Genomic DNA, 24,599 nt, shown 5'->3' with positions numbered 1-24,599 from the left:
CGACCGACTCATCGTCCCGCCATCATCGCGAGGCGGAAGGCGGCGCGCTCGGCGATCTCGCGCTGCGGCGCGCCGGCGCTCTTGGCGGCGAGCTCGGCTTCGAGCAGAAGATCGAGCGCTTCGTCGAGCTTGGCTTGCGGCCAGCGTCGCAGGCGCGCGGCGAAGGCGCGCTGCTCCATGAAAAAGACCGGCGGGCGCAGGCGCTTCATCGCCATGTCGGCGGAAAGGCCGTCGGCGATCAGCGCCTGCGCGGCGCGAAGGCGGGAGAAGGCCCGCCCGAGCGCGCGCAGAAGCGTGATCGGGTTCGCGCCCGCCGAGGCCGACCGGTAGAGCGCCCGCGACAGCGCCGCCGCCTGGCCGTCTGCGGCGGCGGCCGCCGCCTCGTCGAGGGCGTCGCCGACCCCGTCCGCCAGCACCGCGCGCACGTCTTCAAGCGTTATCGTTCCGGGCCCGGAGCGAAGCGCTTTCGGCCCCTTGTAGAGGACGAGCTTTTCAAGCTCGGCGCGCGAAGCGCCCCGGTCCTCGCCGAGCAACGCGACGACGAGTTCGAGCGCATCCTCGTCGAAGCGCAAATCCTCCGCCCGCGCCGCATCGACGGCGAGCGCGCGCACGTCCGCAGGCCCGTCGACATAGCAGGGCAGGGCGGCGGCGCGCCTTGCTTTCTCGAACATTTTGCGCAGCGCCGAGGCGGGAGGCAGGTCGCCGGCTTCGACGATGACGAGCGCGTTCGCCTTCAGATGGCCCGCCTCGAGCCCGTCGAGCAGGATCTTCGCCGCCTTCGCGCTCGCCTCGCCGCCGGCGCGCAGGCGCACGACGCGCTCGCCGCCGGCGAAGGACAGCGCGGCGGCCTCGTCGGCGAGCCGCGCCGGCTCGGCCTTGAGGTCGCCCTCCGACAGCGCGACGGCGTTGAACGGGTCCTGCAGGTCGGGAACGACGGCGCGGGCGAGAGCCTCGGCGCGCTCGCGCACCAGGCCGGCGTCGGGCCCGTAGACGAGAACGGCGGACACGGACGGATCGCGCCGCTTCATGAAGGCCTCGATCTGCCGTCCCTTGAGCGCGGTCACCGGCGGCTTCCTTTCCCCTCTTGCACGGGCGGGGCGGGAGGGGGAGCCGGTTGAATCGGAAGAGCGCTCATATAGGACGGAAGCGGACGAAAACCGAAACGGGCCGTCGTCATCGCGAAAGTCTAGCGCGTCGCCGCGGCGGCGGCCCTGGCGGCCTTCTCCGCTTCGGCCTCCTGGGCCAGGCGCATCAGGATGGAGCGCTCGATGTCCTCGACGAGGGCGCGGGCGGCCTTCTCGCGCGCGGCCTTTTCGGCGAACAGGGTCGAATATTGCGAGGCGACGATGTTGAACGAGGCGACGGACTTCGCCCGCCCCCGGACCGTCTTGCCGTCGGCGTAACGGGTCAGCGTGTAGTCCGCCTCCAGAAGATAGTTGTAGCGCGTGACCGAGGCGTCGATCTGCACGGCGAGGCGCTCGGCCTTCTCGCGCGCGGCGACGCGCAGCTCGTATTCCGCCTGCGCGTCGTCGAGTGCGGTGCGCGCTTCGAAAGCGCGGGCGAGCACGGGCTCGACCGCGTCGCCGGCCGCGATCGAGGCGAGCTTCGCCCGGCGCAAAACGCCTTCCCCGCCCGTGTCGGCGACGGCGTAGAGCGGGGTGAAGCCGCAGCCCGACAGCGCCGGCGCGGCGAGAAGGACGAGGGCGAGAAGGGCGAGTCTGGCGCGCATGACGGTCTCTTCGGCGAGGCTTCCTTTTAGCGCGGTTCGCGCCGCCGGCGATAGGGCATGGCGCGAAGATCCAATCGTCATCCCGGGCGCATTGCAGCGCGCAGCGATGCGATGCAGCCCCGGGATCGGGTTCGGCCGGGCTCGGGAGCGGGCGGACAGCGGTCCCGGACCAGCGGCGCAGCATTTCATGCTGCGCTGCATCCGGGACGACGTCAGGCCTCAATTGGCGACGATGTTCACCACCCGGCCGGGGACGACGACGATCTTGCGCACGGTCTTGCCTTCCACATGCCGGCGCACCGCCTCGTCGGCGAGGGCGGCGGCCTCCACCGCCTGCCTGTCGGCGTCCGCCGGAACGACGATCTCGGCGCGGCGCTTGCCGTTGACCTGCACGCCGAGGGCGACGGTCTCCTGCGCGAGAAGCGCCGGGTCGGCTTCGGGCCAGGGCGCGTCGCAGACGAAACCCTCGCCGCCGAGATGCGCCCAGCACTCCTCGGCGAGATGCGGCGTGAACGGCGCGATGAGCCGCGCCAGAACCGACAGCGCCTCGGCCTGGGCGTAGGCCTCCGCGCGCGGGCCGTTCGCGGGCGCGCCGTCCGCGCGCTTTGCGGGCGGCGCCTTCTTGAGGCCGTTGAGGAACTCATAGATGCGCGCGATGGCCTTGTTGAAGCGGAAATGCTCGATGTCCTCGGTCACCCCGGCGATGGCGCGATGCGTGAGCCGGCGCAGCTCGATGGAATCGTCCGTCTGCGGCGGCTTCGAGAAGTCGTGGGCTTTCAGCGCGCCGGCGGCCGGCTCGACGATGTCCCAGATGCGGTTGACCAGACGCCACGCGCCGGCGACGCCGGCGTCGGTCCACTCGACGTCGCGCTCGGGCGGAGAGTCGGAGAGCATGAACCAGCGCGCCGCGTCGGCCCCGTAGGTCTCGGCGATGGATTCCGGCGAGACCACGTTCTTCTTCGACTTGGACATCTTCTCGTTGGGAAAAACGGCAACCGGAATTACTCCAGAGGGGAGTTGGCCAATCACTCTGTTTACTTCCGTGCACAACCAATTCTCAGGCTCTGCATGAAAAGGCCCGCTAGCGGCCCCAATGAATCCATCAACGCCGAACTTCGTTTTCAGCGTGGCGCGTAATTCTTCGTTTTCCGCAGGAAGTTGAAAGAGGCCTGGAAAATCGACGTACCGTCCTGCTTTCCACAGCGGAACAATTTCCCTCTCAAACCTCGCCTTCTCGTCAGGGGTTGGCTCTCGTACATCTTCTTGCGCAACCCATTGCCCATGCAGATCCTTATACGCCGCATGCGTCACCATGCCCTGGGTGAACAGCCGGGCGAAGGGCTCCTCGACCTTCGACAGATGCCCCGTCTCCTTCATCGCGCGCGTGAACCAGCGCGCGTAGAGCAGGTGCAAAATCGCGTGCTCGACGCCGCCGATATACTGATCGACGGGCAGCCAGTAATCGGCCTTCGCCTTGTCGACCGGCGCGTCCTCGCGCGCCGCGGCGAAGCGCGCGAAGTACCAGGCCGAATCGACGAAGGTGTCCATGGTGTCGGTCTCGCGCCGCGCGGGCCCGCCGCAGTCGGGACACGGAACGTTCAGCCAGTCCGCGGCGCGCTCCAGCGGATTGCCGGGCGTTTCGAACTCCTTCGCGTCGACCTCCGGCAGCTCCACCGGCAGATCCTTTTCGGGAACCGGCACGACGCCGCATTTTTCGCAGTGGATCGCCGGGATCGGACAGCCCCAGTAGCGCTGGCGCGACACGCCCCAGTCGCGCAGGCGCCAGACCGTCGCGCCCTCGCCGAGGCCCATCTTCTCGATCTTCGCGACGGCCGCCTCGATCGCATCCTCGACGGAAAGCCCGTTCAGGAAATCCGAATTGAAGATCGTCCCCGGCCCCGTATAGGCCTCCGTCTCGATGCGGAAGGTCTTCGGGTCCTCGCCGGGCGGCAGCACGACCGGCGTGACCTCAAGGCCGTATTTGCGCGCGAAGTCGAGGTCGCGCTGGTCGTGCGCCGGGCAGCCGAAAATCGCGCCGGCGCCGTAGCCCATCAGGATGAAGTTGGCGACGAAGACGGGAAGCGTCCTGCCCTCCATGAGAGGATGGGCGACCCGGACGGGCAGCGCCTTGCCTTTCTTTTCGGCCTTCTCGATGGCCTCTTCGGACGTGCCCGTGCGCTGGCATTCGGCGACGAAGTCGGCGAGGGCGGGGTCTGAAGCGGCGAAACGGGCCGCCAGCGGATGATCGGGGGCGACCGCGACGAAGCTTGCGCCGAACAGCGTGTCGGGCCGGGTCGTGTAGACTTCGACGCCGTCGAATCCTTCCGGGGCCGTCGTTTCAGGCGCGAAAGGAAACGTCATCCGCAAGCCCTTCGACTTGCCGATCCAGTTGCGCTGCATGGTCCGGACATTCTCCGGCCAGCCGTCGAGGCGCCCGTCGTCGAGCGCCGCGAGCAGGTCCTCGGCCTTGTCGGTGATCCTGAAGAACCATTGGGCGAGCTTCCGGCGCTCCACGGGCGCGCCGGAGCGCCAGCCGCGCCCGTCGATGACCTGCTCGTTGGCGAGCACGGTCATGTCGACCGGGTCCCAGTTGACGTAGCTTTCGCGGCGCTCGACGAACCCGGCCTTCCAGAAGTCGAGGAACAGCTTCTGCTGATGGCGGTAGTAGCCGGGCTCGCAGGTGGCGAACTCGCGGCTCCAGTCGATGGACAGCCCCATCTGCTTGAGCTGCGTGCGCATCGCCTCGATGTTGGCGAGGGTCCAGTCGCGCGGATGCCGGCCGGTCTGCATGGCCGCGTTCTCCGCCGGCAGGCCGAAGGCGTCCCAGCCCATCGGGTGGAGCACGTTATAGCCGCGCGCGCGCTTGTAGCGGGCGACCACGTCGCCCATGGCGTAGTTGCGCACATGCCCGATGTGGATCTTCCCCGACGGATAGGGAAACATTTCGAGCACGTAGTATTTCGGCCGGCTCGGATCGTCGCGCGTGCGGAAGGCGTCGGCCTTCTCCCACGCCGCGCGCCATTTCGGTTCGACTTCTTTCGGGTTGTATCGGCTCATGGCTCCAGAATGAGGGATTAGGGACCAGGGATTAGGGATTATAAGGGTTGGCGCCGGAATGCTATCGGGAGCGGGCGCCGGCGATCCGGACGCGAGAGACGAACCGTCGGGATGCGAGCCTCTAAATCCCTAACCCCCTAAGCCCTCTAGTCGTCGACCTGGTTGAGGCGAAGCTGGCGGGCGCGGGTGAGGATGGCGTTCTCGATCTCGCGGCTGGTGGCGGGATTGATCGCCGCGTCGCGCCACGATCCGTCGACGTCGCGCTCCTGGCGGAACACCGACACCCGCAGCGCGTCGGCCCTGAGCGCCGTGTCGAGAATGTAGACGGTGATCTTGAACTGCTCGTCCGGGGCTTCCGGGTTCTGATACCAGTCGGTGATGATGAGCCCGGCGATCGGATCGGCGGAGCGGATCGGCAGGAAATCGAGGGTCTCCAGCGAGGCCGCCCACAGATAGCGGTTCACCGTCGTCGCCTGGCCGCCCTTCTCGCCGAAAACATAGGCCGGCAGGCCCGCGTCGCGCGCGGCGCGCTTGTTCCCCGAACCGCCGCAGGCGGCCAGCGCGGCGGCCGCGCTTGCGAGCAACACAACCTTGAAAAAGCGGATCTTTTCCGACGTCATACCGACAGCCGCCTCATCCTCGCGAGCGGCCCGCGCCGCAAACGTGGCTTTCCTACCACAAACCGGCGATTACACAACCGGGACCCCGCGCCGTTCCTTGACCGCGCCGCCGCCCGACCCCTATTAAGATGAAAGCGCAAGCTGCGCGCCGCGTGGGGGCGGCGCCGGCGGGCGCATGCGCCGGTCCGCGAAAGCGGCGGGATTGGGCGGCGAGACGCTGGCCCGATCGCTGCAAGGCCGAGGGGAACGGCGCGTCAGCGTGGCGAAGGCGCGCATCGGGGAGCGCGCATCGGGGGTTCGTTCGGGGCGTGCGGCGCGCCGCACGGGTGGGGCGGAAGAGGTTGCGTTAACGGAACGATATCGGCCGGCGTTCGCGTTTGGGGCCGAAGGAGACGAAACGGAATCGCCGCCCGCCGGAAGGCGGATCGACAGGACGGAACGGTCGCCCGCATGGTCATCGTACCGTCACGATAAGATGAGAAACGCCGCCGCAGACCGAACGAGGAACCGTCCAGAAAACGCGCTGACCGCCCGATGAAACGCCTTTCGAAATCCCTCCTGTTCTCGACCGTCGCGGCCGCGGCCGCGCTCGGCGCCGCTTTTGCGGCCGACCCGATCGAGATCGAGGTCGAGGGCGAGGCGAGCGCGGTCGCCGGCGTCAGCGACGGCGAGCCGCGGGCCGACGCCGACGCGCGCGTTCGGGTCAAGGGCTCGACCATCCTCGACAACGGGGTCGAGCTGGGCGCCGCGCTCAAGGGCCGCCTCGACGGCCAGCAGCCGGCGCAGCTTTACGCCGGCGGGCGTTATTCGAGCCTGCTCATCGGCGGGCCGCGCGGCGTCGCGCCCCTTTCCGGCGACGTCTATCTCGAAGGCGCCTACGCCTACGCCCGGGGCGGGTTCGGCACGCTCATCATCGGCCGCGAAGAAGGCGTGGCGCGTACGCTCGCGGTGACCTCGCCGACCATCTTCCGCGCCATCAACGTCAACGATTGGCGCACGGACCTTTCCGGTCTCAACGACGTTCACACCGTCAACGATTTCTCCGGCTACGCCACGAAGATCACCTATATGGCGCCGGCGAACGCGTTCGGCGGCGCGCTCGGCCAGATCCGGCTCGGCGTGTCCTACGCGCCCTCGCTCAGGAATTGCGGCGAGCGGCTGTGCGCGCCGGAGGACGGGTTCATCATCGCGCCCGACGGCACTTTGCTCAACGAGACCGCCCGCTGGGAGAACGTGGTCGAGGGCGCGCTCTATTACCAGAAGGCGCTCAGCGACGATCCGCTGGGGCCGATCATCGGCGTCGGCGCGAGCTATGTCGCGGCGGACGAAGACGCGCGCTCCCTGTCGCCGGCGTTCGGCGATTACGAGGCCTATTCGGTCGGCCTTAATTTCGGCTATCGCGGCTTCACGGTCGGCGGCTCGGTGAAGTCGACCAACGCCGGTCTCGCCGCCCCGCTCGACGAGGACGGCTATCTCGCCTTCGACGCGGGCGTGACCTTCCGCACCGGCGAGGATCGCGGCGACTGGGGCTTCATGCTCGGCTACGGCCAGTCGGAAGCGACCGTGATCGGCCCCAATCCGGTCGATCCGGTGTTCTTCCGCGACACCCAGACCGCGCAGGCCGGCGTGACCTATTTCATCGGCCGCGGCATCACCATCGGCGCCGCCGCGCAGTTCGTCGAATCGAAAAAGCCCGTCGAGCAGGGCGGGCCGGAACAGGCGACGACGGTCGTCATCGAAAGCTCCATCAGGTTCTAGGCGCCGCGCTTAGAGGGGATGACGCGCACGGGGCGGGTCCTTCGGGGCCCGCCTCGTTTTTTGCGGCCGTGGGCGCCAGGGAGCAGGCGGAAGATTTTCCACCCTCTATTCGCCTGCCGCCTTCACGGTAAACGCGCCGATCGCGCCGAAGCCTGCGACATTGGGGCCGGCGAGGAGCCGCGCGTTGGTTTCGTCGACGCCGCCGAGGGCGAGCACGGGCAGCGGCGCGGCCTCGGCCAGCGCCCTGAACCGGCCGGCGCCCAGGCCTTCCGCGCCCGGATGGCTTCGCGTCGGAAAGACCGGCCCGAGAAAGGCGAGATCCGCGCCGATCGCCGCGGCGCGTTCGAGCTCCTCGGCGCTGTGGCACGACGCGGTCAGGAGAAGGCCGGCGCGCGCCGGCGCGTGCGCGAGCTGATCCGAGCGCAGATGAACCCCGGCCGCCCCGACCGCCGCAGCGAGCGCCGCGTCCCCGCCGACCAGCAACAGCGACCCGCGCGCCGCGCAGACGGACGCCAGCGCCCGCGCCCGCGCCGCGCGCCGCGGCTCGTTATAGTCGCGCAGGACGAGCGCCGCGCCCCCGGGCAGCGCGCGCGCGACCAGCATCGGGTCGGGCCCGCGCGCCGCGTCCGACAGGAAGGCGAGGGCGAAGGGCGCGCGCGCCGCCGCCGGCCCGCCCTTCATGTTGAGGGCGCGCGCGGCGGCTGCTAGCGTCGCCGCCTGCGTTCTCAAGCCTTCCCGCATCGGATCCGTCATGGCCGATCTTTCCGTCGATCCCGTCGCCAATCTCGCGCGGGTCCGTGCGCGCCTCAAGCAGGCCGCCGCCGAGGCCGGCCGCGACGGCGACGCGATCTACATCGTCGCGGTGACGAAGACACGCGGCCCCGACCGCATTCTGCCGCTCCTTGAGGCCGGCCATCGCCGGTTCGGCGAAAACCGCGTGCAGGAGGCCGCCGCGAAATGGCCCGCCCTGCGCGCGCGCTTTCCCGACATCGAACTCCATCTCATCGGGCCGCTGCAGTCGAACAAGGCGAAGGAGGCCGTCGTCCTCTTCGACGTCATCGAGACGGTGGACCGGCCGAAAATCGCCAAAGCCCTCGCCGCGGCGATCGAAAAGCAGGGCCGCGCGCCGCGTCTGCTCGTCCAGGTCAACACCGGCGAAGAGCCGCAGAAGGCCGGGGTCCCCCCGCAGGAGGCCGACGCCTTCCTGGCGCAGTGCCGCGAGGAGTGGGGGCTCGTCGTCGAGGGGCTGATGTGCATCCCGCCTTTGGGCGATCCGCCGGCCCCGCATTTCGCGCTGCTCGCCAAGATCGCCGAGCGCAACGGCCTCAAGATTCTCAGCATGGGCATGAGCGCGGACTATGAGATCGCCGCCCAGCTCGGCGCGACCCAGACGCGCGTCGGCTCGGAGATCTTCGGCCCGCGCCAGGCGTGAGGGGGCCCGGCGCGCTTGCGGGCGTCATGCCCGCGGCGCATGCTAACGACAACGTGACCGGCCTGTTGTTTTCCTCAGGACGGGAATGGGGGATAAGACCCGTCCCCAGTCCGCCGTCATGGGACGCATATGACGAGAGCCAAACGCATCCTTCTTGTCGACGACGACGCGCTTCTGCGCGACACGCTGATCGACCAGTTCGATCTGCATGAGGAGTTCGCCGTCGAGGCGCTCGCCGACGCGCAAAGCGCCATCGAGAAGGTCAGGGAAGAAGCGCATATCGACCTCGTGCTTCTCGATATCGGCCTGCCCGACATGGACGGGCGCGAGGCCTGCCGCATCATGCGCAAGAACGGTTTCAAGTCGCCGATCATCATCCTGACCGGCGCCGACACCGACGCCGACGAGGTGCTGGGGCTCAATTCGGGCGCCAACGATTACGTCACCAAGCCGTTCAAGTTCGCGGTGCTCCTGGCGCGCGTGCGCGCGCATCTGCGCAGCCACGAGCAGAGCGAGGACGCGGTCTTCAAGATCGGCCCTTACGAGTTCCGGCCCGCGGTGAAGATGCTCGTCACCGAGACCGACAGGAAAATTCGGCTTACGGAGAAAGAGACCTCCATACTCAAATATCTCTATCGCGCGGGCGGCAAGCCGGTCACCCGCGACGTCCTGCTCGACGAGGTATGGGGGTATAATTCCGGCGTGACCACGCACACGCTGGAGACTCACGTCTACCGCCTGCGACAGAAGATAGAGCCCGATCCGTCGAACGCGGCGATTCTCGTCACCGAAGGCGGCGGCTACCGGCTGGCGCTTTGAAGGACATGCTGACGATCTGGCACAATCCGCGCTGTTCGAAATCGCGCGCGACGCTGGCGCTTCTGCAAGAGCGCGGGCTGTCGCCGCGCGTCGTCGACTATCTGAAAGACCCGCCCTCGGCCGCGACGCTGAAGAAGGTCCTCGCCGTCATGGGCAAGGGCCCGCGCGATCTCATCCGCAAGGGCGAGGCGGCGTATGCGGCGCTCGGCCTCGACGACCCCGCCCTGTCCGACGCGGCGCTCGTCAAGGCGATGGTCGAGAACCCGATCCTCATCGAGCGGCCCGTGGTCCTCAACGGCGATCGCGCCGCGCTCGGCCGCCCGCCGGAGGCCGTGCTGGCGATCCTTTAACGTCCGCGCCCTTCCGCCGCGCCCCTCTTTACGCGGGCGGCGCGAAAGCCGATGAAGCGGCGATGGACCCGAAGCCTTCCTTCCCCATCGGCACGCGCGCCTCGACCATGGCGCTCGCCCAGACCCGGGCGGCGGCGGACCGGCTCAACGCGGCGTTTCCGGGCCTCGGCGCGGCGCCCGCGCCCTTGTCCACCCGCGGCGATCGCGACCAGGTCTCGCGGCTCGAGCGCCATGGCGGCAAGGGCGGCGCCTTCGTCGAGGAGATCAGGGCGGCCCTGCGCGACGGGCGCATCGCGGCGGCCATGCATTCGCTGAAGGACATGCCGGGCGACGAAGAAGCGCCGGGCCTCGTCATCGGCGCGGTCTTGCCGCGCGAGGCGCCCGGCGACGCGCTGGCGCTGCGGCCGGGCCTCGCTCTCGACGATTTTCTGGCCCGGCGCGGCGAAGGCTTCGTCATCGGCGCCGGTTCGGTGCGCCGGACGGCTTACTTGCGCCGGCTGTGGCCGGGCGCGCGCGTCGTCCATTATCGAGGCGCGGCCGACACGCGATTGCGAAAGCTCGACGAAGGCGTCCCGCAAAAGCTCCCCGACGGCGGCGAGACGCCGCCCGCCGACGCGCTGGTCATGGCGCGGGCCGGGCTTGACCGCATCGGCGCGTCCGACCGCGCGGCCTATGATTTTCCGTATTCGGCCATGCTGCCGGCGATCGGGCAGGGCGTCGTGGCGCTCGAATGCCGCGCCGACGCCTTCGCCGTGCGCGAAAAGCTGGCGCGGATCGACGACGCGCCGACGCGCGCCGCCATCGAAGCCGAACGCGAAGTCCTCTGGGTGCTGAACGGCCATTGCAACGCGCCCATTGCAGGGCACGCGCGCCTTGAAGGCGAAACGCTTCATCTCAAGGCCGCTGTCCTGTCCGAGGACGGCGCGGCGCTGATCGAGGCTGAAGCCGACGGCCCCGCCGCACGCCCGCGCGCGCTGGGGCGCGCCGTCGGCCTCGCCCTTATCGAGAAAGGCGCGCGCGCGCTCATCGACGCCTCCCGGCCGGCGTGAGCGGTCGGCGACGGAAAAGGCCGGCGCGGTTCGTCGCGCCGCGAGGGCGGCTCGTCGCAGGCGCGCGGCGCTTGCGGTTTCTTTCGCGCGTCGGCGGCGGTTGACTGGGGTCCTTTCCGGCAGCGAAAGGACACGCCCATGCTTTCATTCGCACGCAGAGTTTTTCTCGCTTTCGGTCTCGCCGCCGCGGCTGTTCTCGCCGCCGGCGCGGCGCGCGCCGAAGGCAGTCCCGTCCATCAGCTTCGCATCTACGAGATATTCGAGGAGAACAAGCAGGCTTTTCACGAGCGCTTCCGCGATCACGCGGCGCGCATCATGAAGCGTCACGGCTTCGACATCGTCGCCATGTGGGAGGCCAAGGGCGAAGACGGGACCGAGTTCGTCTATCTGCTCGCCTGGCCGGACGAAGAGACGATGCGCGCGCGCTGGACGGCCTTCATGGCGGACGCGGAATGGGCCGCGATCAAGCGCGAGACCGGCGCCGTTTACGGCCGCCTCGTCGGCGCGATCGAGGATCGCGTCCTGCGGCTCACGGACTACTCGCCTGTCCCCGCAGAGACGCTTGAAGGCGCGCGCTGACGAAATCGGTAAAAAATGGAGCGGGCGATGAGATTCGAACTCACGACCCCAACCTTGGCAAGGTTGTGCTCTACCCCTGAGCTACGCCCGCTCTCCGGCGCTCGCGGGCGCTGAAGGCGCCCGCGACGGGCCTCGGTTTATGCACAAGGCTCGCCGGCTTGGCAAGCGTCAATCGGGCGCGGCCGGGCCGCCGCGAGAGCGAGAGGGCCTGCGATCCGGGCCCGGCGCATACCCGGGACGCCGCATGCGCTTCTCTACCATTCCTAATCCCTGGCCTCTCTCGCCATTGCCTCTCCCGCCGCGCCTGCTACCAAGGCGTTCCGTCCGTTCAACCTCGCATCCCGCGCCATGCCTGACGCCGCTCCTGCGATCCGCGCCGATCTGTTCGCCTTTCTCGACCGGCTGGGAATCGCCTGCCGCACGATGGACCACCGCCCTGTCTTCACCGTCGAGGAGGGCCGCGACCTCAAAGCCGCGATGCCGGGCGGGCATTCGAAGAACCTGTTTCTCAAGGACAAGCGCGGCGCGCTTTATCTCGCCGTCGCCCACGCCGACACGCGGGTCGATCTGGTCGGACTCGGCAAGCGGCTCGGGGCGAAAGGCCGACTGTCTTTCGGCGCGCCCGCGCTGATGACCGCGACCCTCGGCGTCATTCCCGGCGCGGTCACGCCGTTCGCGCTGATGAATGAAAGCGCGCGGGCGCTCGCCGCGGTGGTCCTCGACGAGGCCCTGCTCGCGCATGATCCGATGTGGTTCCATCCGCTGGAGAACAACGCCTCCACGGCGATCTCGCCGGCGGACTTCGGAAAATTCCTCGCCGCCTGCGGCGTCGCGCCGCTGCGGCTCGATCTCGCCCGGCCGCTGGCGGGCTGAACGCGCCGGCCGCGCCCCGGTTGCTTTCGCCCGCTCGCCGCCTCATTTATGGGGCGAGAAAACGGGAGATCCCTCATGAGCGAACTGCTGGGCGCAGCCAAACAGCCCGCCGGCGACCTCATCAAGGACGGGACCATCGAGACCTTCGAGGCGGATGTCCTGCGGGCGTCGATGGAGGCGCCCGTCATCGTCGACTTCTGGGCGACCTGGTGCGGGCCGTGCAAGCAGCTGACCCCGCGCCTCGAAAAGGCGGTGGCCGGGGCGAAGGGGCGGGTGCGCCTCGTCAAGATCGACATCGACAAGAACCAGATGCTGGCCGCGCAAATGCGCATCCAGTCCGTCCCGACGGTCTACGCCTTTTTTCAGGGCAGGCCGGTGGACGGCTTCCAGGGCGCGCTGCCCGACAGCGAGATCAAGGCTTTCGTCGGCCGTCTCGCCGCGCTGGTCGAGGGCGACGGCCTCGGCGACGCGGCGGAGCTGCTGGACGCGGCCGATGCGGCCTTCAACAGGGGCGATGTCGCCGGCGCGGCCGAGATGTACGGGCGCATCGCCGAGGCCGACAGCGGCGATGCGCGCGCGCTTGCGGGTCTTGCGCGCTGCCATGTCGCCATGAAGGACTTCGACCGGGCCCGGACGATTCTCGACATGATCCCGGAGGAGAAGAGGAACGACGCGGCCGTCTCCAGCGTGCGCGCCGCGCTCGATCTCGCCGAAGCCGAAGCGCCGGATGCGGACGTTTCGGCGCTCGCGCGCAAGGTCGAACAGAATCCGGGCGATCTCGCCGCGCGGTTCGAGCTCGCCGGCGCCCATGCGGCCGCCGGAAACATGGAGGCCGCGATCGACGAGCTTCTCGAGATCGTGGCGCGCGACCGGACGTGGAACGACGAGGCGGCGCGCAAGAAGCTGCTGACCATTTTCGACGCGCTCGGCTTTGCGCATCCGGCGAGCGTGCGCGGCCGGCGCCGGCTGTCCTCGATCCTGTTTTCCTGAGCCGCGTCCGGCGCGAAAGGAGGCGATGCGCCGATGAGCGAGCATGAAGGCTGGCGCCGCGGGCGAGGTCTGCCGACGGAGATCCCGCTGTTTCCGCTGGCCGGCGCGCTGCTGCTGCCCGGCGGCCAGCTGCCGCTCAACATATTCGAGCCGCGCTATCTGCGCATGGTGGACGACGCGTTGGGCGGCGCCCGGATCATCGGCATGATCCAGCCGCGCGACGCGGCGGGCGCCGACGCGCCGCCGCTTTACGCGGTCGGCTGCGCGGGGCGCATCGCCGCCTTCGCCGAAACCGACGACGGGCGCTATCTCGTCACGCTCGCCGGCCGGCGCCGGTTCCGCCTCGTCGAGGAGCTCGATGTCGATACGCCCTACCGTCAGGCGCGGGTCGACTGGAGCGCCTTTCCCGACGACGGCCGGCCCGATCCGTCTGCGGAATTCGTCGACCGCGATAGGCTTATCCGCGCCATGCGCGCCTATCTCGATGCGGAGGGGCTCAAGACCGACTGGGACGTGGTGCATGACGCGCCGACCGAAGCGCTTGTCGCGTCGCTCGCCATGGGCTGTCCTTTCGCGCCGAACGAAAAGCAGGCTTTGCTGGAGGCGAAAACCATGCTCGCGCGCGCGGACTGCCTGATCGCGCTGATGGAGATGTCGAACGCCGGGGAGAACGGCGGCGAGGATTCGTTTTTGCAGTAGACCGAAAGGGCGCAAGCCATGTCCGACGCGCAAACCGGCGAAGTCGATCCCAAGCTTCTTGAAATGCTCGTCTGTCCGCAGACGCGCGGGCCGCTCGTTTATGACCGCGAAAAGGGCGAGCTTGTAAGCAAGGGCGCGCGCCTGGCCTATCCGATCCGCGACGGCGTGCCGATCATGCTGCCGGAGGAGGCGCGCCCGCTCGCCGATGACGAGCTTGCGAAACTTTAATCTCGCAAACCGCCGGCAGGCCGCCATCCCTCGGCCTCGTTTTCGCCGCGCGCGGCGCCTAGATAGCCCAGGAGAGCGAAAGGAGCGCCATGAACCTCGCCATCGTGTCCGCGGCCGTTTTCCTCTGCGCCGACGCCGGCCTCGCCTTGGGCGCGAACGCGCCTGTCGCGACAGCGGCCGAGGTCCGGACCGGGCCCGTCGGGCAAGCGCCGGCGCTTCAACCCGAAGAAACCGTCGAAGCCGCTCCCCGCCCCGGCGAGGCGATCGTTTCACAGCCGGAAGAGCCCTTGGCCACGCTGGTCTTCGCCCAGGAAACCGATGAACAGATCGTCGCGCGCGTCGTCGATTATCTCGAATCCATCGACACCCTTCAGGCCGATTTCGTGCAGGTCGCGCCCTCGGGCGCGGTCTCCGCGGGCCGGTTCTATCTGCGCCGGCCGGGGCTGCTGCGCTTCGAGTATGACCCGCCGACGCCGCTTCTGATCGTCGCCAATGGCGGCATGGTGTTCGTGCGCGACGAGGCGCTGGAGACGACCGATTCCTATCCCGTCAACCGGACGCCCCTGAAATTCCTCCTGCGGCGGAAGGTCGAGTTCGAGGACCTCGAGATCCGGAGCGTCGATCGCGGCGTCGACACGGTGGCCGTGACCTTCGCGTCATCGGACGAGGAAACCGAAGGCGAGCTGTCGCTGATCCTCGCTGCGCCCGATCTCGCCCTTCGCCAGTGGGTGGTGCGCGACCCCCAGAACGGCGTGACTGTGGTCGATCTCGAAAATGTGACCGAAGGGGTGCGACTGGCCAATCGGCTGTTCCAGATTCCCGAAGCGGGATCGGCGTTTTTGAAGGATTAGCCGCCGCCGCCTGCGCTGTGCCAACTCGCCACAGGCAAGCAATTTTTAACCGCAGCCTATTGAAATTCTCCCACCTGATGCGTTAATGTAACAGTACGCGATCGGCACGCAGCCGGACCAGCGTTGCCCCCCCGCTAGCAGGTCCGTCGCTGGTCGCGTCGCCGGATTATCCCCTCCCGGCGTAGGCGCAACAGCGCAGCTTGGCGCCCGATTCATACCGGATCGGGCGCCTTTTTTTGCGCAGCGCGATAGGCCACATAGGGCCGGCATGACTGAAGATGAACTTCTCCGACTGGAACGCGAGCTGCCGGCGCTGACGCGGCTGCGGCGCTTCGCCGAGGGGCTCGCGAACATTCCCTGGTTCGCCAATCTGGGCGAGCCGCTCACGCCCGGCGCGCGCGCCGCGGCGGCGGCCTATCTCGACGGGCTCGGCTTTCCAGACGCCGAGATCGCGGTCGTGATCGACTGGGAGGACGCGGCGGCCGCGGCCGAAAGTCTCGACTGGAACAGCCCCGCCTGGGAGGCCGAGGAGCTGTTGCGCGCCGATCTCACCGCCCGCGCCCTCGACCTGCTCTCGGAAGAGGCGCTGTCCCTCGCCCTTGCAGTCGTCGGGGAAAAGGTCTCCGGCCCGGCGCGCGAGGCGATGGAGCAGGCGAGCTTCATCTGGGACGTCGAAGACGAGGCGTCCCGCCAGCTCGCCGTCGGGGCCGCGGTGCAGGCCGCCCATCAGGCGGCGCTCACGCTGGTCGCGGCCAGTGACGCCGCCTTCGACGCCGAAGCCCATCCCTTTGCGGCGAAGTTCCAGCTGTTCGAGTTCGGCCGTTGGCCGGTGGGGGTGACGGGAAGCTCGTTCAACCTGTTCTGAGGACGGAAAGCCCCGCTGCGGCGAGCAGGTAAAAGCCGAAAAAGGTCAGCATCAGCCGAAAGCCCGTCCGAAACCGCGCCTCCGGCATGGCGCGCAGAAACCGCACGCCCGCCCAGCTTCCCAGAAAGCCCGCCGTCAGGATCGCCGCAATCAAGAGCGCCCATTCGGCGAAAGCGAAGCCGATGACGCCGAAAGCGAGGGTCTTGAGCCCGTGCTGGGCGACCATGCAGGCGGCGTGGGTCGCGACGGTCTTCAGCCGATCGAGGCGCGTCGCCGACAGCATGGTCGCCGCGATCGGTCCCGTCGCGCCGAAGAACATGGTGAGAAAAGAGCCGACCGCGCCGGTAAGGAAAAAGGTTCGCGGGCCGGGCTCGAAGGCTTTCGGCTTCGGTCCCCAGACCGCGATCAGGATGAAAAGACCGACCGCGGCGCGCAGCGCCTCTTCCGGCAGGGCGACATAGATCCGCCCGCCGAGCGCCGCGCCCAGAACGCCGCCGAGCGCGAACCACAGGACGATCGGCCAGACCACGTCGCGGCGCTGAAGCCCGAAGCGGCTGAGATTGGCGCCCAGCTGGGCCGCGCCGTGCACCGGCACCACGGCGGCGGGCGGAAACAGCGCGCCCATCACGGCGAGCAGCGCGAGCCCGCCGCCGAGGCCGAACGCCGCCGTCAGCGCGGCGGTGAAGAAACTCGCCGCGACGACAAGAACGGCGGCGAGCGGCGAGACGTCATCGGGCGCGAGCGAGGCGAGGAAGTCCATGGGGGCGATTGGCGGCTGGCGGTTAGTGGCTAGCGGGCGGCGGGCGGTTTGTCACCCGACAGGCGCCGCCGTGCGGCGGGAAAACCGGGTGACTCGCCATGCCGTCTGCCTTAATCACCAGCCACCAGCCGCTAACCGCCAGCCGCCAGCCGCTCCCCCATGAAAATCGCCACCTGGAACATCAACTCCGTCCGCTTGCGCATCGATTCCGTGCTCCGCTTCCTGAAAGAGGAAGCGCCCGACGTTCTGTGCCTGCAGGAGATCAAATGCCGCGACGAGCAGTTTCCCGCCCGGCCCCTTCGCTCGGCCGGCTACGAGCATATCGCCGTGTCGGGCCAGGCGGGGTATCATGGCGTGGCCATCATCGCGCGCGCGCCGCTGAAAGACGTCGAGACGCGCAAGTTCTGCGGCAAGGACGATTGCCGCCATATCGCGGCGACTTTGCCGGGCGGCGTGCGGCTTCATAATTTCTACGTGCCTTCAGGCGGCGACGAGCCTGATCCCGCCGTCAACGACAAGTTCGCCCACAAGCTCGATTTCATGAAAGAGCTCGCCGAATGGTCCGTAGGCGAAGCGCAGACCCACAGTAAGAAGGCCGTGCTCGTCGGCGATCTTAACATCGCCCCGCGCGAGCACGACGTGTGGTCGCACCGGCAGCTTCTCAACGTGGTCTCGCACACGCCGGTCGAGGTCGAGCTGATGAACGCCGCGCTGGAGAAGGGAAAATGGACCGACGTCGCGCGCGAGCTTATTCCGGAGCCGGAGAAACTTTACACTTGGTGGTCTTACCGGGCGCGCGACTGGCGCGCGTCGAATCGCGGCCGGCGGCTCGATCATATCTGGACGAGTCCGCCGCTAAGAAAAGCTGCGCTTTCGGGCGGGCGCGCCGCCTTCGCCATCCATGACCATTGCCGGGACTGGGAGAGGCCGTCGGACCACGTTCCGGTGACGCTGACGCTCGATCTCTGAGGCGGCGTCATAGATGCGGGCGCAGCGCATCGGCGAGCGCGTCGACGTCATCGGCCGTGTTGTACAGATGCGCGGAGAAGCGAAGGCCGCCCATGCGCCGGTCATGAGCGAATCCGGCCGCGTCGAGGGCGGTTGAGGCCGCCTCGACATCCCGCGCGCCGATGACGACATGTCCGCCGCGCTCGCCCGCGCGCGCATGGGACAGGGCGGCCTCTTCGGGCAGCGCCGCGAGCAGCCGGTCGAGCAGCGCCTGATTGTGGGCGAAGGCGGCCTCGATCCCGGTCTCGGCGAGGGTCTCGGCGCCTGCGGCGGCTGCGGCGAAGGGCGCGATAGAAGGCGTGCCGCCCCAGAAGCGGCGCGCGCCCTCGGCGTAGCGGAAGTTCCGGATGTCGAAGGCGAAGGGCTCGGCGTGGGAAAACCAGCCGACGTCGAGCGGCGTGCAGCGCGCGGCGGTCTCTTTCTCCGTCCACAGAAAGGCTGCGCCGGGCCCGCCGCAAAGATATTTCACCGAGGTTCCGACGGCGAAATCGGCGCCCCAGGCGGCCAGATCGACCGGAATCGCGCCGGCGGACTGGGCGATGTCGAACACGCAGAAAACGCCTCGCCGGCGCGCGCGAGCGGCGATCTCGGCGACGGGCGCCCTGACCGCGCTGTTGGAGAAAACATGCATGACGACGACGAGCTGCACGTCGTCGTGAAAGGCCGGCGCCCAGGCGTCGACGTCCGCAAGGCGCGGGCCTCCAGGCAGGAAAACGAGCTCGTAGCCGAGCCGGCGCGCCTGGGCGAGAACGAAGCCGACGGTCGGGAAATCGTCCTCGGTGAGCACGATCTTGCGCCGGCGCGCGCGCTCGGGCAGGGCGAAGAGGATCTTGGACAGGGCGCTCGAAACATTCGTCTGCGGACAGATATCGTCGGCGCGCGCGCCGATGAGCGGCGCGAGCGCGGCGCGGAAGCGGTCGATGGCGGCGAGCCAGGCGTCCCACGCCCGCCCGTCGCCGCGCCGCCAGGGTCCGGCGAACGCCGCCTCGACGGCCGCGTCGGTCCTCAGGGGGCGCAGGCCCACCGAATGGGACAGGAAATAACGGCCGGCCGGGCGATGAAAGGCGTCCGCGCGCATCAGTGAAATCCGCCGCCTCCGGCCTCGTCCGGGATGTTGTCGCGCTTCACGCCGTAGGTCGCGCCCCATTTGTCGGTCATGCGCCCGCGCACGGCCCACAGCTCGGGATAGAAGGCGCGGCGCACGCCCGCTTCAAGAAGCTCGACAGGCCGGCCCTTCAGCGATTTCGCGTCCGCGCCGATGGAGCGGCGGATGAGTTGGAGGTGGTGGAAGCGGAAGGTCTGGAACAGCTCGTCGAATTCGACGAGGCGCTCGGCCACGACATAGGCCGGCCCGTGATCATATTCGAGGTCGTAAACGTCGTCGACGGAAAGGCCCTCCGCATCGAGATAATGTTTCCTGTACGTGTCCCATAGAAGGGGCGCCATCTTCAGCAGCGCGCGAAAGCCCGGCGATTCCTGGCCTGACCCGTTTCCGAGCTGGAGGCGGATCGCCTGATACTCCTTGGGCGACATGGTCTCAAGAAGCTGAAGCTGCTCGATGAGGAGACGCTGGAGAATTCGCACGCGATGGAACAGCGTAACCACGCGATGCGTCTGGCGCGCGGCCATATAATCGTCGATATCGAGCAGCGTGTAGCCGATGAGCTTCATCCACAGCTCCTCGATCTGATGGACGATCTGGAACTGCAGCTCATCGCCGTTGCACAGCGCGTCGAACGGCTTCTGGCATTTGAACAGCGCCGACGTGTTCAGATATTTCTCGTAGTCGAACGAGCCGTCGCCGTGCATCATGGCGTAGAAATAGGCGCGATCCATGCTCTGTCTCCGTCCTGCAGGAAGGCGGGGGCGCGTTCAGGAAATCCGCCGCAGATCCTCGCGCGAGAGCGAGCCGGGCACGACCGTCACCGGTATCGGCCGCGCGCCGAGATAGGACGGTCCCTTGGCGAGCGCCGAGACCAGCGGGCCTGGCCCGTCCGGGTCGGCCGAGGCGCCGAGGAACAGGATGGCGATCTTCGGGTCCTCTTCGATCAGCTTGCGGATTTCGTCGACCATCCGCCCCTCGCGAATGATGGCTTCCGGCTGTTCGCCCCATTCGGCCGCGACGATGGCGGCGAATTCGGCGAGCACGGCTTCGGCGGCCTCGAGGGCCTCCTCGCGCATGGTGTCGGCGACGGTCGCCCAATGGCCGAACTCCGGCGGCTCGATCACATGCAAAAGCGCCACCCGCGCGTTCGAGCGTTTGGCGCGGCGCGCGGTGAAATAGGCCGCCAGCCGCGCCTCCGGGCAGTCATGCGCGATCAGCAGGAATTTCAGCCTGTCGTCTTGAGTCTCGGGCGGTCCGCCCGCCTTCTCCTCCGTCATGGCGCGAACATGCCTCGAAAGAGGCGCGCCGTCTACTTGACCGGGGCGGCGCGGGCGGGCCAAAGGGGCGGCGCGCAGCGGGGCGCTTTTGGCGGCGGAACGAGGCTTTCATGCGCGGCTATTTCGGAATCGGGGCGGAGCGCATCTCGAAGGCGATGAATCTCGGCGCGGTGCTGCGCACCGCCCACGCCTTCGGGGCGAGCTTCGCGTTCACCATAGCGGCCCATCACCGCGCGCGCGAGGTCGCTCTTTCCGACACGTCGAAGAGCGATTCGCACCTGCCGCTTTATCAGTGGGCGAGCCTCGACGAGATGGTCCTGCCCAAGGGCTGCGTTCTCGTGGGCGTCGAGCTCGATGAAAATGCGGTCGAGCTGCCGCGATTCCGTCATCCCCTGTGCGCGGCCTATCTTCTGGGGCCGGAGAAAGGCGATCTGTCGGCGGCGGCCAAGGCGCGCTGCAGGCATCTGGTGAAGATCCCGACGCGGTTCTGCGTCAATCTCTCCGTGGCCGCCGCGCTCGTCATGTACGACCGGATGCTGTCCTTCGGCGGCTTCGCGCCGCGCCCGCTCTCGGGGGGCGGAGCCGCGCCTGTCGGTCCGGCGGCGCCCGGCGCGCCTCTTCCCCGTCGCGGCCGGCGCTGAAAAAGACCGACCGCGCCGCCTTTCATGAGCGGAAAATAACAGCGCCGCCGGATTGTCGCTCCGGCGGCGCGGAGGGTCGCGAAATGCGAACGGCGCGAATCAGCGGCGCTTCTTGGCGCGCTTCTTCGCGCCCTTCCGGGCGGCTTTCTTCCTGGCGGTCTTTTTCTTTGCGGCCTTGCGCGCGGCTTTCTTCTTGGCCGGACGCGCCGGGGCCTCCTCCATCTTGTCGAGGGCTTCGGCGTAGGCCGTCAGCGCCCGCATGAAGGCGGTCTGCTGGGTCTTCGGCAGAACGGCGAGGGTGGCGTTCTCGGCCTTCTGCACGCTGCTCATGGCGCTCTGGAGCATGCGCTTGCCGGCCGCGGTGATCGAGACCGCGTTGGCGCGCGCGTCGGCCTTGGTGCGCTGGCGCGACAGGAGGCCCTTCTTGATCATGCGGGCGATCATGTCGGCGAGCGTGGAGCGGTCGATGCCGGTGGCGCGCACCAGATCGGTCTGGCTCAGGCCCTCGTTCTGGGCGACCGTGTGCAGAACTTCAAACTGGCGCGGCGTCGGACCTTTCGGGCCGACCTCCTTGGCGTAAAGGTCATGGGCGTATTGCTGGGCGCGCCGCAGAAGGTGGCCCGGCGAGTTTTTGAGCGAGAAGCTAGCCATTTGGTGGTCTCCGTCTTGCTGGTCCGCCGCGTGCAGATCGTCTGAGGGCGGCTGTCATTAAGGGCGCCTCCGTCGGAGCCGGCCGCGGACCCCGGGAAGGGTCCTGACACGATCGCGCCCAATGCGGACTAATTGGACATGACCCCTTAATAAAGTATTGCCGATAGTCCGTCACCGACAAAATTGCAACACAGAATCGCAAAACAGTGATGAATGCGCCCGGAACGGACATTCCGCAAGCGTCGCAGCGCGGCGGGCGGGTGAACGGACGGGAGCGGAACATGCGGCGGAAAGGCTGATTCGCCGCCGATTTCGCTCGGCGGTTCGAACCTGCGCGCCTACGGATGTTCCGTCGGTGGATGATCGGGAGCGACGCCGGAAACCGGCTGACGGGAGGGGGCGCGTCCGCCGTCCCGAACGCGCCGTCCCAGGCGCGCCGAGGCGAGGGCGTCGGCGGCGGGGGCGTCGAAGACAGGCCCGAATCGGCGTCGCGACGGGTTCTCGCCGCGCCGCAGCCGGGACGACGAATCCGGCTGATTCCTGTCCTTCTAAAACCCGACGGCGAAGCTGCGGGGGGCGGGGTCGATCACGCGGATGCCGCCGGGCTGGATTTCGAGGATGGCGAGCCCGCGGTCGATCGAACCGTCCGGATTGAGACGAAACAGTCCGTCCGCGCCGAAATAGCCGTTGGGGTCGGCGAGCGCGGCGGCGTCGAAGCGCCCCCGCCGACGCGGCGCCTGGCCGAGGCGCGCGGCGAGCAGCGTGGCGTCGTAGGCGAGCGAGGCGAGCCGCGGGGGCTTCTGGCCGAAGGCCGCCTCGAAGCGCTGGTCGAAGGCCGCGGTCACCGTCGGGTCGGGCGCGGCGAACCAGCCGCCCCTGAGCGCCGGCTCGCGGGTCAGGCGCGCATTGTTCCAGCCGGACAGGCCGAGCAGCTTCACCTGCGTGATGTCGACGTTGAAATAGGGCAGGAGCGGCGCGAGCGCGCGCAGCAGCGTGCCCTGCTCCGGCATCAGCACCGCCTGATAGCCGCGCACGTAACCCTCGTCGGCCGCGGGGTTCTGCGGCGCCGCGTTCGGATCGTAGCCGTGACGCAGCTCGGCCGGCACCAGCTCGCCGGCGTATTGCGCGAGGCGCCGCGCGGGCGCGAGCATTTTGTCCGGATCCTGCTCGTAGCGCTCTTCATGCACCAGCACCCCGCCGCGCACGTAGATCTCTTCGGCGAAGGCGGCGGAGACGCGCTCGCCATATTCCGTAGCCGGCGCAATCAGGCCGAATCGGGTCAGTCCCTGAAGGACCGCATAATCGGTGACGCGCGCGACTTCGATCTCGGGCGGGAAGCTCAGCAGATAGACTCCGTCGCCGCCGACGGCGAGATCGGACGAAAAGGCGATCACGGGCGTCTCGGCGGCGCGGGCGACGTCCGCGACGGCCCGGACCTCTTCTGAGAAGAGCGGGCCGAGCAGAATCTCCGCTCCGTCGGCGAGCGCCGAGCGCGCCGCGGCGGCCGCGCCTTCCGCATCCCCGCGGGTGTCTTTCGGCAAGATCAGGAAGCGCCGGTCGCCGGCGTCGAAGGCGGCGAGCTGGGCGGCGTCGAACATCGCCGCGGCGATCCGCCGGGCGGCTTCGTTGGGCGCGGTGAAGGGCAAAAGCAGGCCGACGCGCACCGGCTCGTCGCCGGTCATGTGGAACGGTTCGACGAAGCCGCGCGGGTCGTAGTGGGTCGCTTCCTCGGCGGGAGTCTCGCCCGGCGCCGGGGCCTCCACGTCCGGCCTCTGCGGCGTCGCGATCGCCGGCCCGCGCGCGGGCGGGGCGGAAGAACAGGCCGCCGCCGCGAGAATGAGGAAGGTTGCGAGGCTGCGCGCGATGCGCGATCCGGTGATGGCGAACGCTGACGACATGCTTTCCGTTCCCTCTTCTGCGGCGCTTCGCGCGAGCCTATCCGTCCCGGCCGCGCCGGACAACGCGCCGGGCGGGGACTCCGGTCCCCCCGGAGCGCCTTCCGATTGACGCCTGTCGGAAGGCGGGTCAATCGTCCCGTCATGGCGCTCGATCCTGGCCTTTACGTGGCGGCGACCCCCATCGGCAATCTCGCCGATGTGACGTTTCGGGTTGTCGAAGCGTTAAAGGCGGCCGATCTCATCCTCTGCGAGGATACGCGCCGGACGGCGAAGCTGTGCGCCGCCTACGGAATCGAAACCCCGCGCGCGCCCTATCATGAGCACAACGCGGCGCGCGTGCTGCCGGGCGTGATCGAAAAGCTCAAGGCCGGCGCGCGGGTGTGTCTCGTCTCCGACGCCGGCACGCCGCTCATTTCCGATCCCGGCTATCGGCTGGTTCGCGCGGCGCGCGACGCCGGCGTGACGGTGATCCCGCTGCCCGGCCCGTCCGCCGCCGTTGCGGCGCTTTCGGTCGCCGGCGCCCCGACCGACCGCTTCCTGTTCGCAGGATTCCCCCCGGCGAAGGCGGCCGCGCGCCGACGCTTTTTTGAAGGACTCGCCGCGATCGACGCCACCCTCGTCTTCTATGAGTCGCCGGCGCGGCTTGCCGAAAGTCTGGCCGCGATGGCCGCCGCGTTCGGCGACCGTCCCGCGGCGGTCGCGCGCGAGCTCACCAAGCTCCATGAGGAGGTGCGCGAGGGGCGCCTCGCCGCGCTCGCGGCCGATTACGCCGAAGCGCCGCCGAAAGGCGAGATCGCGGTCGTCGTCCATCCCCCGGCTCAGGCGGAGCTTCGCGACGACTCCGTCGACGTCGACGCGCTGCTCTGCGAAGCGCTGGAGCGCATGTCGCTCAAGGACGCCGCGACGAGCGTGGCCGCGGCGAGCGGCCGCGCGCGCAAGGAGGTCTACGCCCGGGCGCTCGCGCTGAAAGGCGCCCGGCGGTGAGGCGGCCGGACGCCGAGGCGCGGGCGGCGGCCGAACGGAGCGGGCGCCGCGCCGAGCTGCTGGCGGCCTGCCTGTTGACGCTCAAGGGCTTTCGCATTCTGGCGCGCCGCTTCCGCGCTTCCGGCGGCGAGATCGATCTCGTCGCCAAACGCGGCCGGCTGCTCGTCCTGGTCGAGGTGAAAGCCCGCAGGAGCCTCGACGAGGCGGTCTTCGCGGTCACGCCGCGCGCGCGCCGGCGCATCGCGCGGGCGGGGCGCGCCTTCGTCGCCCGCGCGCCGGGGCTTGCCGATTGCGCGGTGCGCTACGACATCGTCGCCGTCGCGGGCCTGCGCCTGCGTCATCTCGCCGACGCCTGGCGGGAATAGACGGCGCGCCG

Annotated in this window: 27 protein-coding genes and 1 tRNA gene; 16 read left to right on the top strand and 12 right to left on the bottom strand. The window is 69.0% G+C overall.

The features are described 5' to 3' along the window. Window positions 1–8: 8 nt before the first annotated feature. The 4 genes from holA to CHB64_RS02445 all read right to left on the bottom strand — a co-directional run bounded on the left by holA (window position 9) and on the right by CHB64_RS02445 (window position 5,406). Window positions 9–1,064 (bottom strand): DNA polymerase III subunit delta, encoded by a 1,056-nt coding sequence (gene holA / locus CHB64_RS02460; RefSeq protein WP_089410986.1) that lies wholly within the window; start codon window positions 1,062–1,064, stop codon window positions 9–11. A gap of 122 nt (window positions 1,065–1,186) precedes the next feature. After that, entirely contained in the window at window positions 1,187–1,729 is a 543-nt protein-coding gene (locus tag CHB64_RS02455; RefSeq protein WP_159462383.1) for a hypothetical protein, read from the bottom strand. A gap of 219 nt (window positions 1,730–1,948) precedes the next feature. Then, complete coding sequence (leuS, locus tag CHB64_RS02450; RefSeq protein WP_089410984.1) at window positions 1,949–4,786, bottom strand: leucine--tRNA ligase; 2,838 nt, start codon at window positions 4,784–4,786, stop codon at window positions 1,949–1,951. Between the two features lie 146 nt (window positions 4,787–4,932). Next, window positions 4,933–5,406 carry a DUF3576 domain-containing protein gene (locus CHB64_RS02445; RefSeq protein ID WP_089410983.1) on the bottom strand — a complete coding sequence of 158 codons (474 nt, stop codon included), beginning with the start codon at window positions 5,404–5,406 and terminating at the stop codon, window positions 4,933–4,935. Between the two features lie 534 nt (window positions 5,407–5,940). Between CHB64_RS02445 and CHB64_RS02440 the strand changes: the two genes are divergently transcribed. Next, entirely contained in the window at window positions 5,941–7,164 is a 1,224-nt protein-coding gene (locus CHB64_RS02440; protein ID WP_089410982.1) for a porin, read from the top strand. Between the two features lie 105 nt (window positions 7,165–7,269). Here CHB64_RS02440 and CHB64_RS02435 read toward each other — a convergent pair whose 3' ends face one another. Further along, window positions 7,270–7,917, bottom strand: a complete 648-nt coding sequence (locus tag CHB64_RS02435; protein WP_089410981.1) for a thiamine phosphate synthase — start codon at window positions 7,915–7,917, stop codon at window positions 7,270–7,272. On the opposite strand from CHB64_RS02435, the gene CHB64_RS02430 reads away from it, so the two are divergent. The 5 genes from CHB64_RS02430 to CHB64_RS02410 all read left to right on the top strand — a co-directional run bounded on the left by CHB64_RS02430 (window position 7,916) and on the right by CHB64_RS02410 (window position 11,393). Beyond that, window positions 7,916–8,596 carry a YggS family pyridoxal phosphate-dependent enzyme gene (locus tag CHB64_RS02430; protein WP_089410980.1) on the top strand — a complete coding sequence of 227 codons (681 nt, stop codon included), beginning with the start codon at window positions 7,916–7,918 and terminating at the stop codon, window positions 8,594–8,596. The genes CHB64_RS02435 and CHB64_RS02430 overlap by 2 nt on opposite strands. Window positions 8,597–8,725: 129 nt before the next feature. After that, a complete protein-coding gene (locus tag CHB64_RS02425; protein ID WP_089410979.1) occupies window positions 8,726–9,415 on the top strand; it encodes a response regulator transcription factor in 690 nt (229 codons plus the stop codon). A 5-nt stretch (window positions 9,416–9,420) separates the two neighbouring features. Next, the gene (arsC, locus tag CHB64_RS02420) at window positions 9,421–9,765 is read left to right on the top strand and encodes an arsenate reductase (glutaredoxin) (RefSeq protein WP_089410978.1); all 345 of its coding nucleotides are present in this window, start codon (window positions 9,421–9,423) and stop codon (window positions 9,763–9,765) included. A gap of 62 nt (window positions 9,766–9,827) precedes the next feature. Continuing rightward, window positions 9,828–10,814 (top strand): hydroxymethylbilane synthase, encoded by a 987-nt coding sequence (hemC, locus tag CHB64_RS02415; protein WP_089410977.1) that lies wholly within the window; start codon window positions 9,828–9,830, stop codon window positions 10,812–10,814. Window positions 10,815–10,952: 138 nt separating this feature from the next. Further along, window positions 10,953–11,393 (top strand): NIPSNAP family protein, encoded by a 441-nt coding sequence (locus CHB64_RS02410; RefSeq protein ID WP_089410976.1) that lies wholly within the window; start codon window positions 10,953–10,955, stop codon window positions 11,391–11,393. Between the two features lie 16 nt (window positions 11,394–11,409). Here CHB64_RS02410 and CHB64_RS02405 read toward each other — a convergent pair. After that, a tRNA-Gly gene (locus CHB64_RS02405) sits at window positions 11,410–11,484 on the bottom strand. A gap of 257 nt (window positions 11,485–11,741) precedes the next feature. Here CHB64_RS02405 and CHB64_RS02400 point away from each other — a divergent pair. The 6 genes from CHB64_RS02400 (at window position 11,742) to CHB64_RS02375 (ending at window position 15,899) form a co-directional block, all read left to right on the top strand. Further along, window positions 11,742–12,266, top strand: a complete 525-nt coding sequence (locus CHB64_RS02400; RefSeq protein WP_089410975.1) for a prolyl-tRNA synthetase associated domain-containing protein — start codon at window positions 11,742–11,744, stop codon at window positions 12,264–12,266. Between the two features lie 75 nt (window positions 12,267–12,341). Beyond that, on the top strand, window positions 12,342–13,256 hold the full coding sequence (locus tag CHB64_RS02395) for a thioredoxin family protein (protein ID WP_200815204.1): 915 nt from the start codon (window positions 12,342–12,344) through the stop codon (window positions 13,254–13,256). Window positions 13,257–13,289: 33 nt separating this feature from the next. After that, entirely contained in the window at window positions 13,290–13,955 is a 666-nt protein-coding gene (locus CHB64_RS02390) for an LON peptidase substrate-binding domain-containing protein (protein WP_089410973.1), read from the top strand. A gap of 18 nt (window positions 13,956–13,973) precedes the next feature. Continuing rightward, a complete protein-coding gene (locus CHB64_RS02385) occupies window positions 13,974–14,183 on the top strand; it encodes a Trm112 family protein (protein WP_089410972.1) in 210 nt (69 codons plus the stop codon). 89 nt (window positions 14,184–14,272) lie between these two features. Continuing rightward, on the top strand, window positions 14,273–15,034 hold the full coding sequence (locus CHB64_RS02380; protein WP_089410971.1) for a LolA family protein: 762 nt from the start codon (window positions 14,273–14,275) through the stop codon (window positions 15,032–15,034). A 268-nt stretch (window positions 15,035–15,302) separates the two neighbouring features. Beyond that, window positions 15,303–15,899 (top strand): hypothetical protein, encoded by a 597-nt coding sequence (locus CHB64_RS02375; RefSeq protein ID WP_089410970.1) that lies wholly within the window; start codon window positions 15,303–15,305, stop codon window positions 15,897–15,899. Here the strand turns inward: CHB64_RS02375 and CHB64_RS02370 are convergent. Beyond that, window positions 15,886–16,659, bottom strand: coding sequence for a sulfite exporter TauE/SafE family protein (locus CHB64_RS02370; RefSeq protein ID WP_089410969.1), 774 nt, complete (start codon window positions 16,657–16,659; stop codon window positions 15,886–15,888). The genes CHB64_RS02375 and CHB64_RS02370 overlap by 14 nt on opposite strands. Before the next feature lie 159 nt (window positions 16,660–16,818). On the opposite strand from CHB64_RS02370, the gene CHB64_RS02365 reads away from it, so the two are divergent. Continuing rightward, window positions 16,819–17,628: an exodeoxyribonuclease III gene (locus CHB64_RS02365; RefSeq protein WP_089410968.1), complete on the top strand. Its 810-nt coding sequence runs from the start codon at window positions 16,819–16,821 to the stop codon at window positions 17,626–17,628. A gap of 7 nt (window positions 17,629–17,635) precedes the next feature. Here the strand turns inward: CHB64_RS02365 and CHB64_RS02360 are convergent, their stop codons facing one another. The 3 genes from CHB64_RS02360 to CHB64_RS02350 are packed head-to-tail and all read right to left on the bottom strand — an operon-like array spanning window position 17,636 to window position 20,049. Then, window positions 17,636–18,745: an aminotransferase class V-fold PLP-dependent enzyme gene (locus tag CHB64_RS02360; protein ID WP_143265920.1), complete on the bottom strand. Its 1,110-nt coding sequence runs from the start codon at window positions 18,743–18,745 to the stop codon at window positions 17,636–17,638. Next, window positions 18,745–19,503 (bottom strand): tryptophan 2,3-dioxygenase family protein, encoded by a 759-nt coding sequence (locus CHB64_RS02355; protein ID WP_089410966.1) that lies wholly within the window; start codon window positions 19,501–19,503, stop codon window positions 18,745–18,747. Before CHB64_RS02355 ends, CHB64_RS02360 begins: the two co-directional genes overlap by 1 nt. Before the next feature lie 36 nt (window positions 19,504–19,539). After that, entirely contained in the window at window positions 19,540–20,049 is a 510-nt protein-coding gene (locus CHB64_RS02350; protein WP_089410965.1) for a universal stress protein, read from the bottom strand. Window positions 20,050–20,159: 110 nt separating this feature from the next. Between CHB64_RS02350 and CHB64_RS02345 the strand changes: the two genes are divergently transcribed. After that, complete coding sequence (locus CHB64_RS02345) at window positions 20,160–20,690, top strand: RNA methyltransferase (RefSeq protein ID WP_089410964.1); 531 nt, start codon at window positions 20,160–20,162, stop codon at window positions 20,688–20,690. A gap of 99 nt (window positions 20,691–20,789) precedes the next feature. Here the strand turns inward: CHB64_RS02345 and CHB64_RS02340 are convergent, their stop codons facing one another. Then, window positions 20,790–21,341 carry a MarR family winged helix-turn-helix transcriptional regulator gene (locus CHB64_RS02340; RefSeq protein WP_089410963.1) on the bottom strand — a complete coding sequence of 184 codons (552 nt, stop codon included), beginning with the start codon at window positions 21,339–21,341 and terminating at the stop codon, window positions 20,790–20,792. Between the two features lie 548 nt (window positions 21,342–21,889). Then, entirely contained in the window at window positions 21,890–23,239 is a 1,350-nt protein-coding gene (locus CHB64_RS02335; protein ID WP_143265919.1) for a penicillin-binding protein activator, read from the bottom strand. A gap of 105 nt (window positions 23,240–23,344) precedes the next feature. Here CHB64_RS02335 and rsmI point away from each other — a divergent pair, with 105 nt between their 5' ends. Both rsmI and CHB64_RS02325 read left to right on the top strand, forming a co-directional pair. Next, window positions 23,345–24,223 (top strand): 16S rRNA (cytidine(1402)-2'-O)-methyltransferase, encoded by an 879-nt coding sequence (gene rsmI, locus CHB64_RS02330; RefSeq protein WP_234993297.1) that lies wholly within the window; start codon window positions 23,345–23,347, stop codon window positions 24,221–24,223. Beyond that, window positions 24,220–24,588: a YraN family protein gene (locus CHB64_RS02325; RefSeq protein ID WP_089410960.1), complete on the top strand. Its 369-nt coding sequence runs from the start codon at window positions 24,220–24,222 to the stop codon at window positions 24,586–24,588. The genes rsmI and CHB64_RS02325 overlap by 4 nt, the downstream gene beginning before the upstream one ends. The last annotated feature ends 11 nt before the right edge of the window (window positions 24,589–24,599 follow it).

Origin of the sequence: Amphiplicatus metriothermophilus (genome assembly GCF_900199215.1) — a bacterium.
Lineage (GTDB): Bacteria > Pseudomonadota > Alphaproteobacteria > Caulobacterales > Parvularculaceae > Amphiplicatus > Amphiplicatus metriothermophilus.
This window is presented reverse-complemented; position numbering and strand designations above follow the sequence as displayed.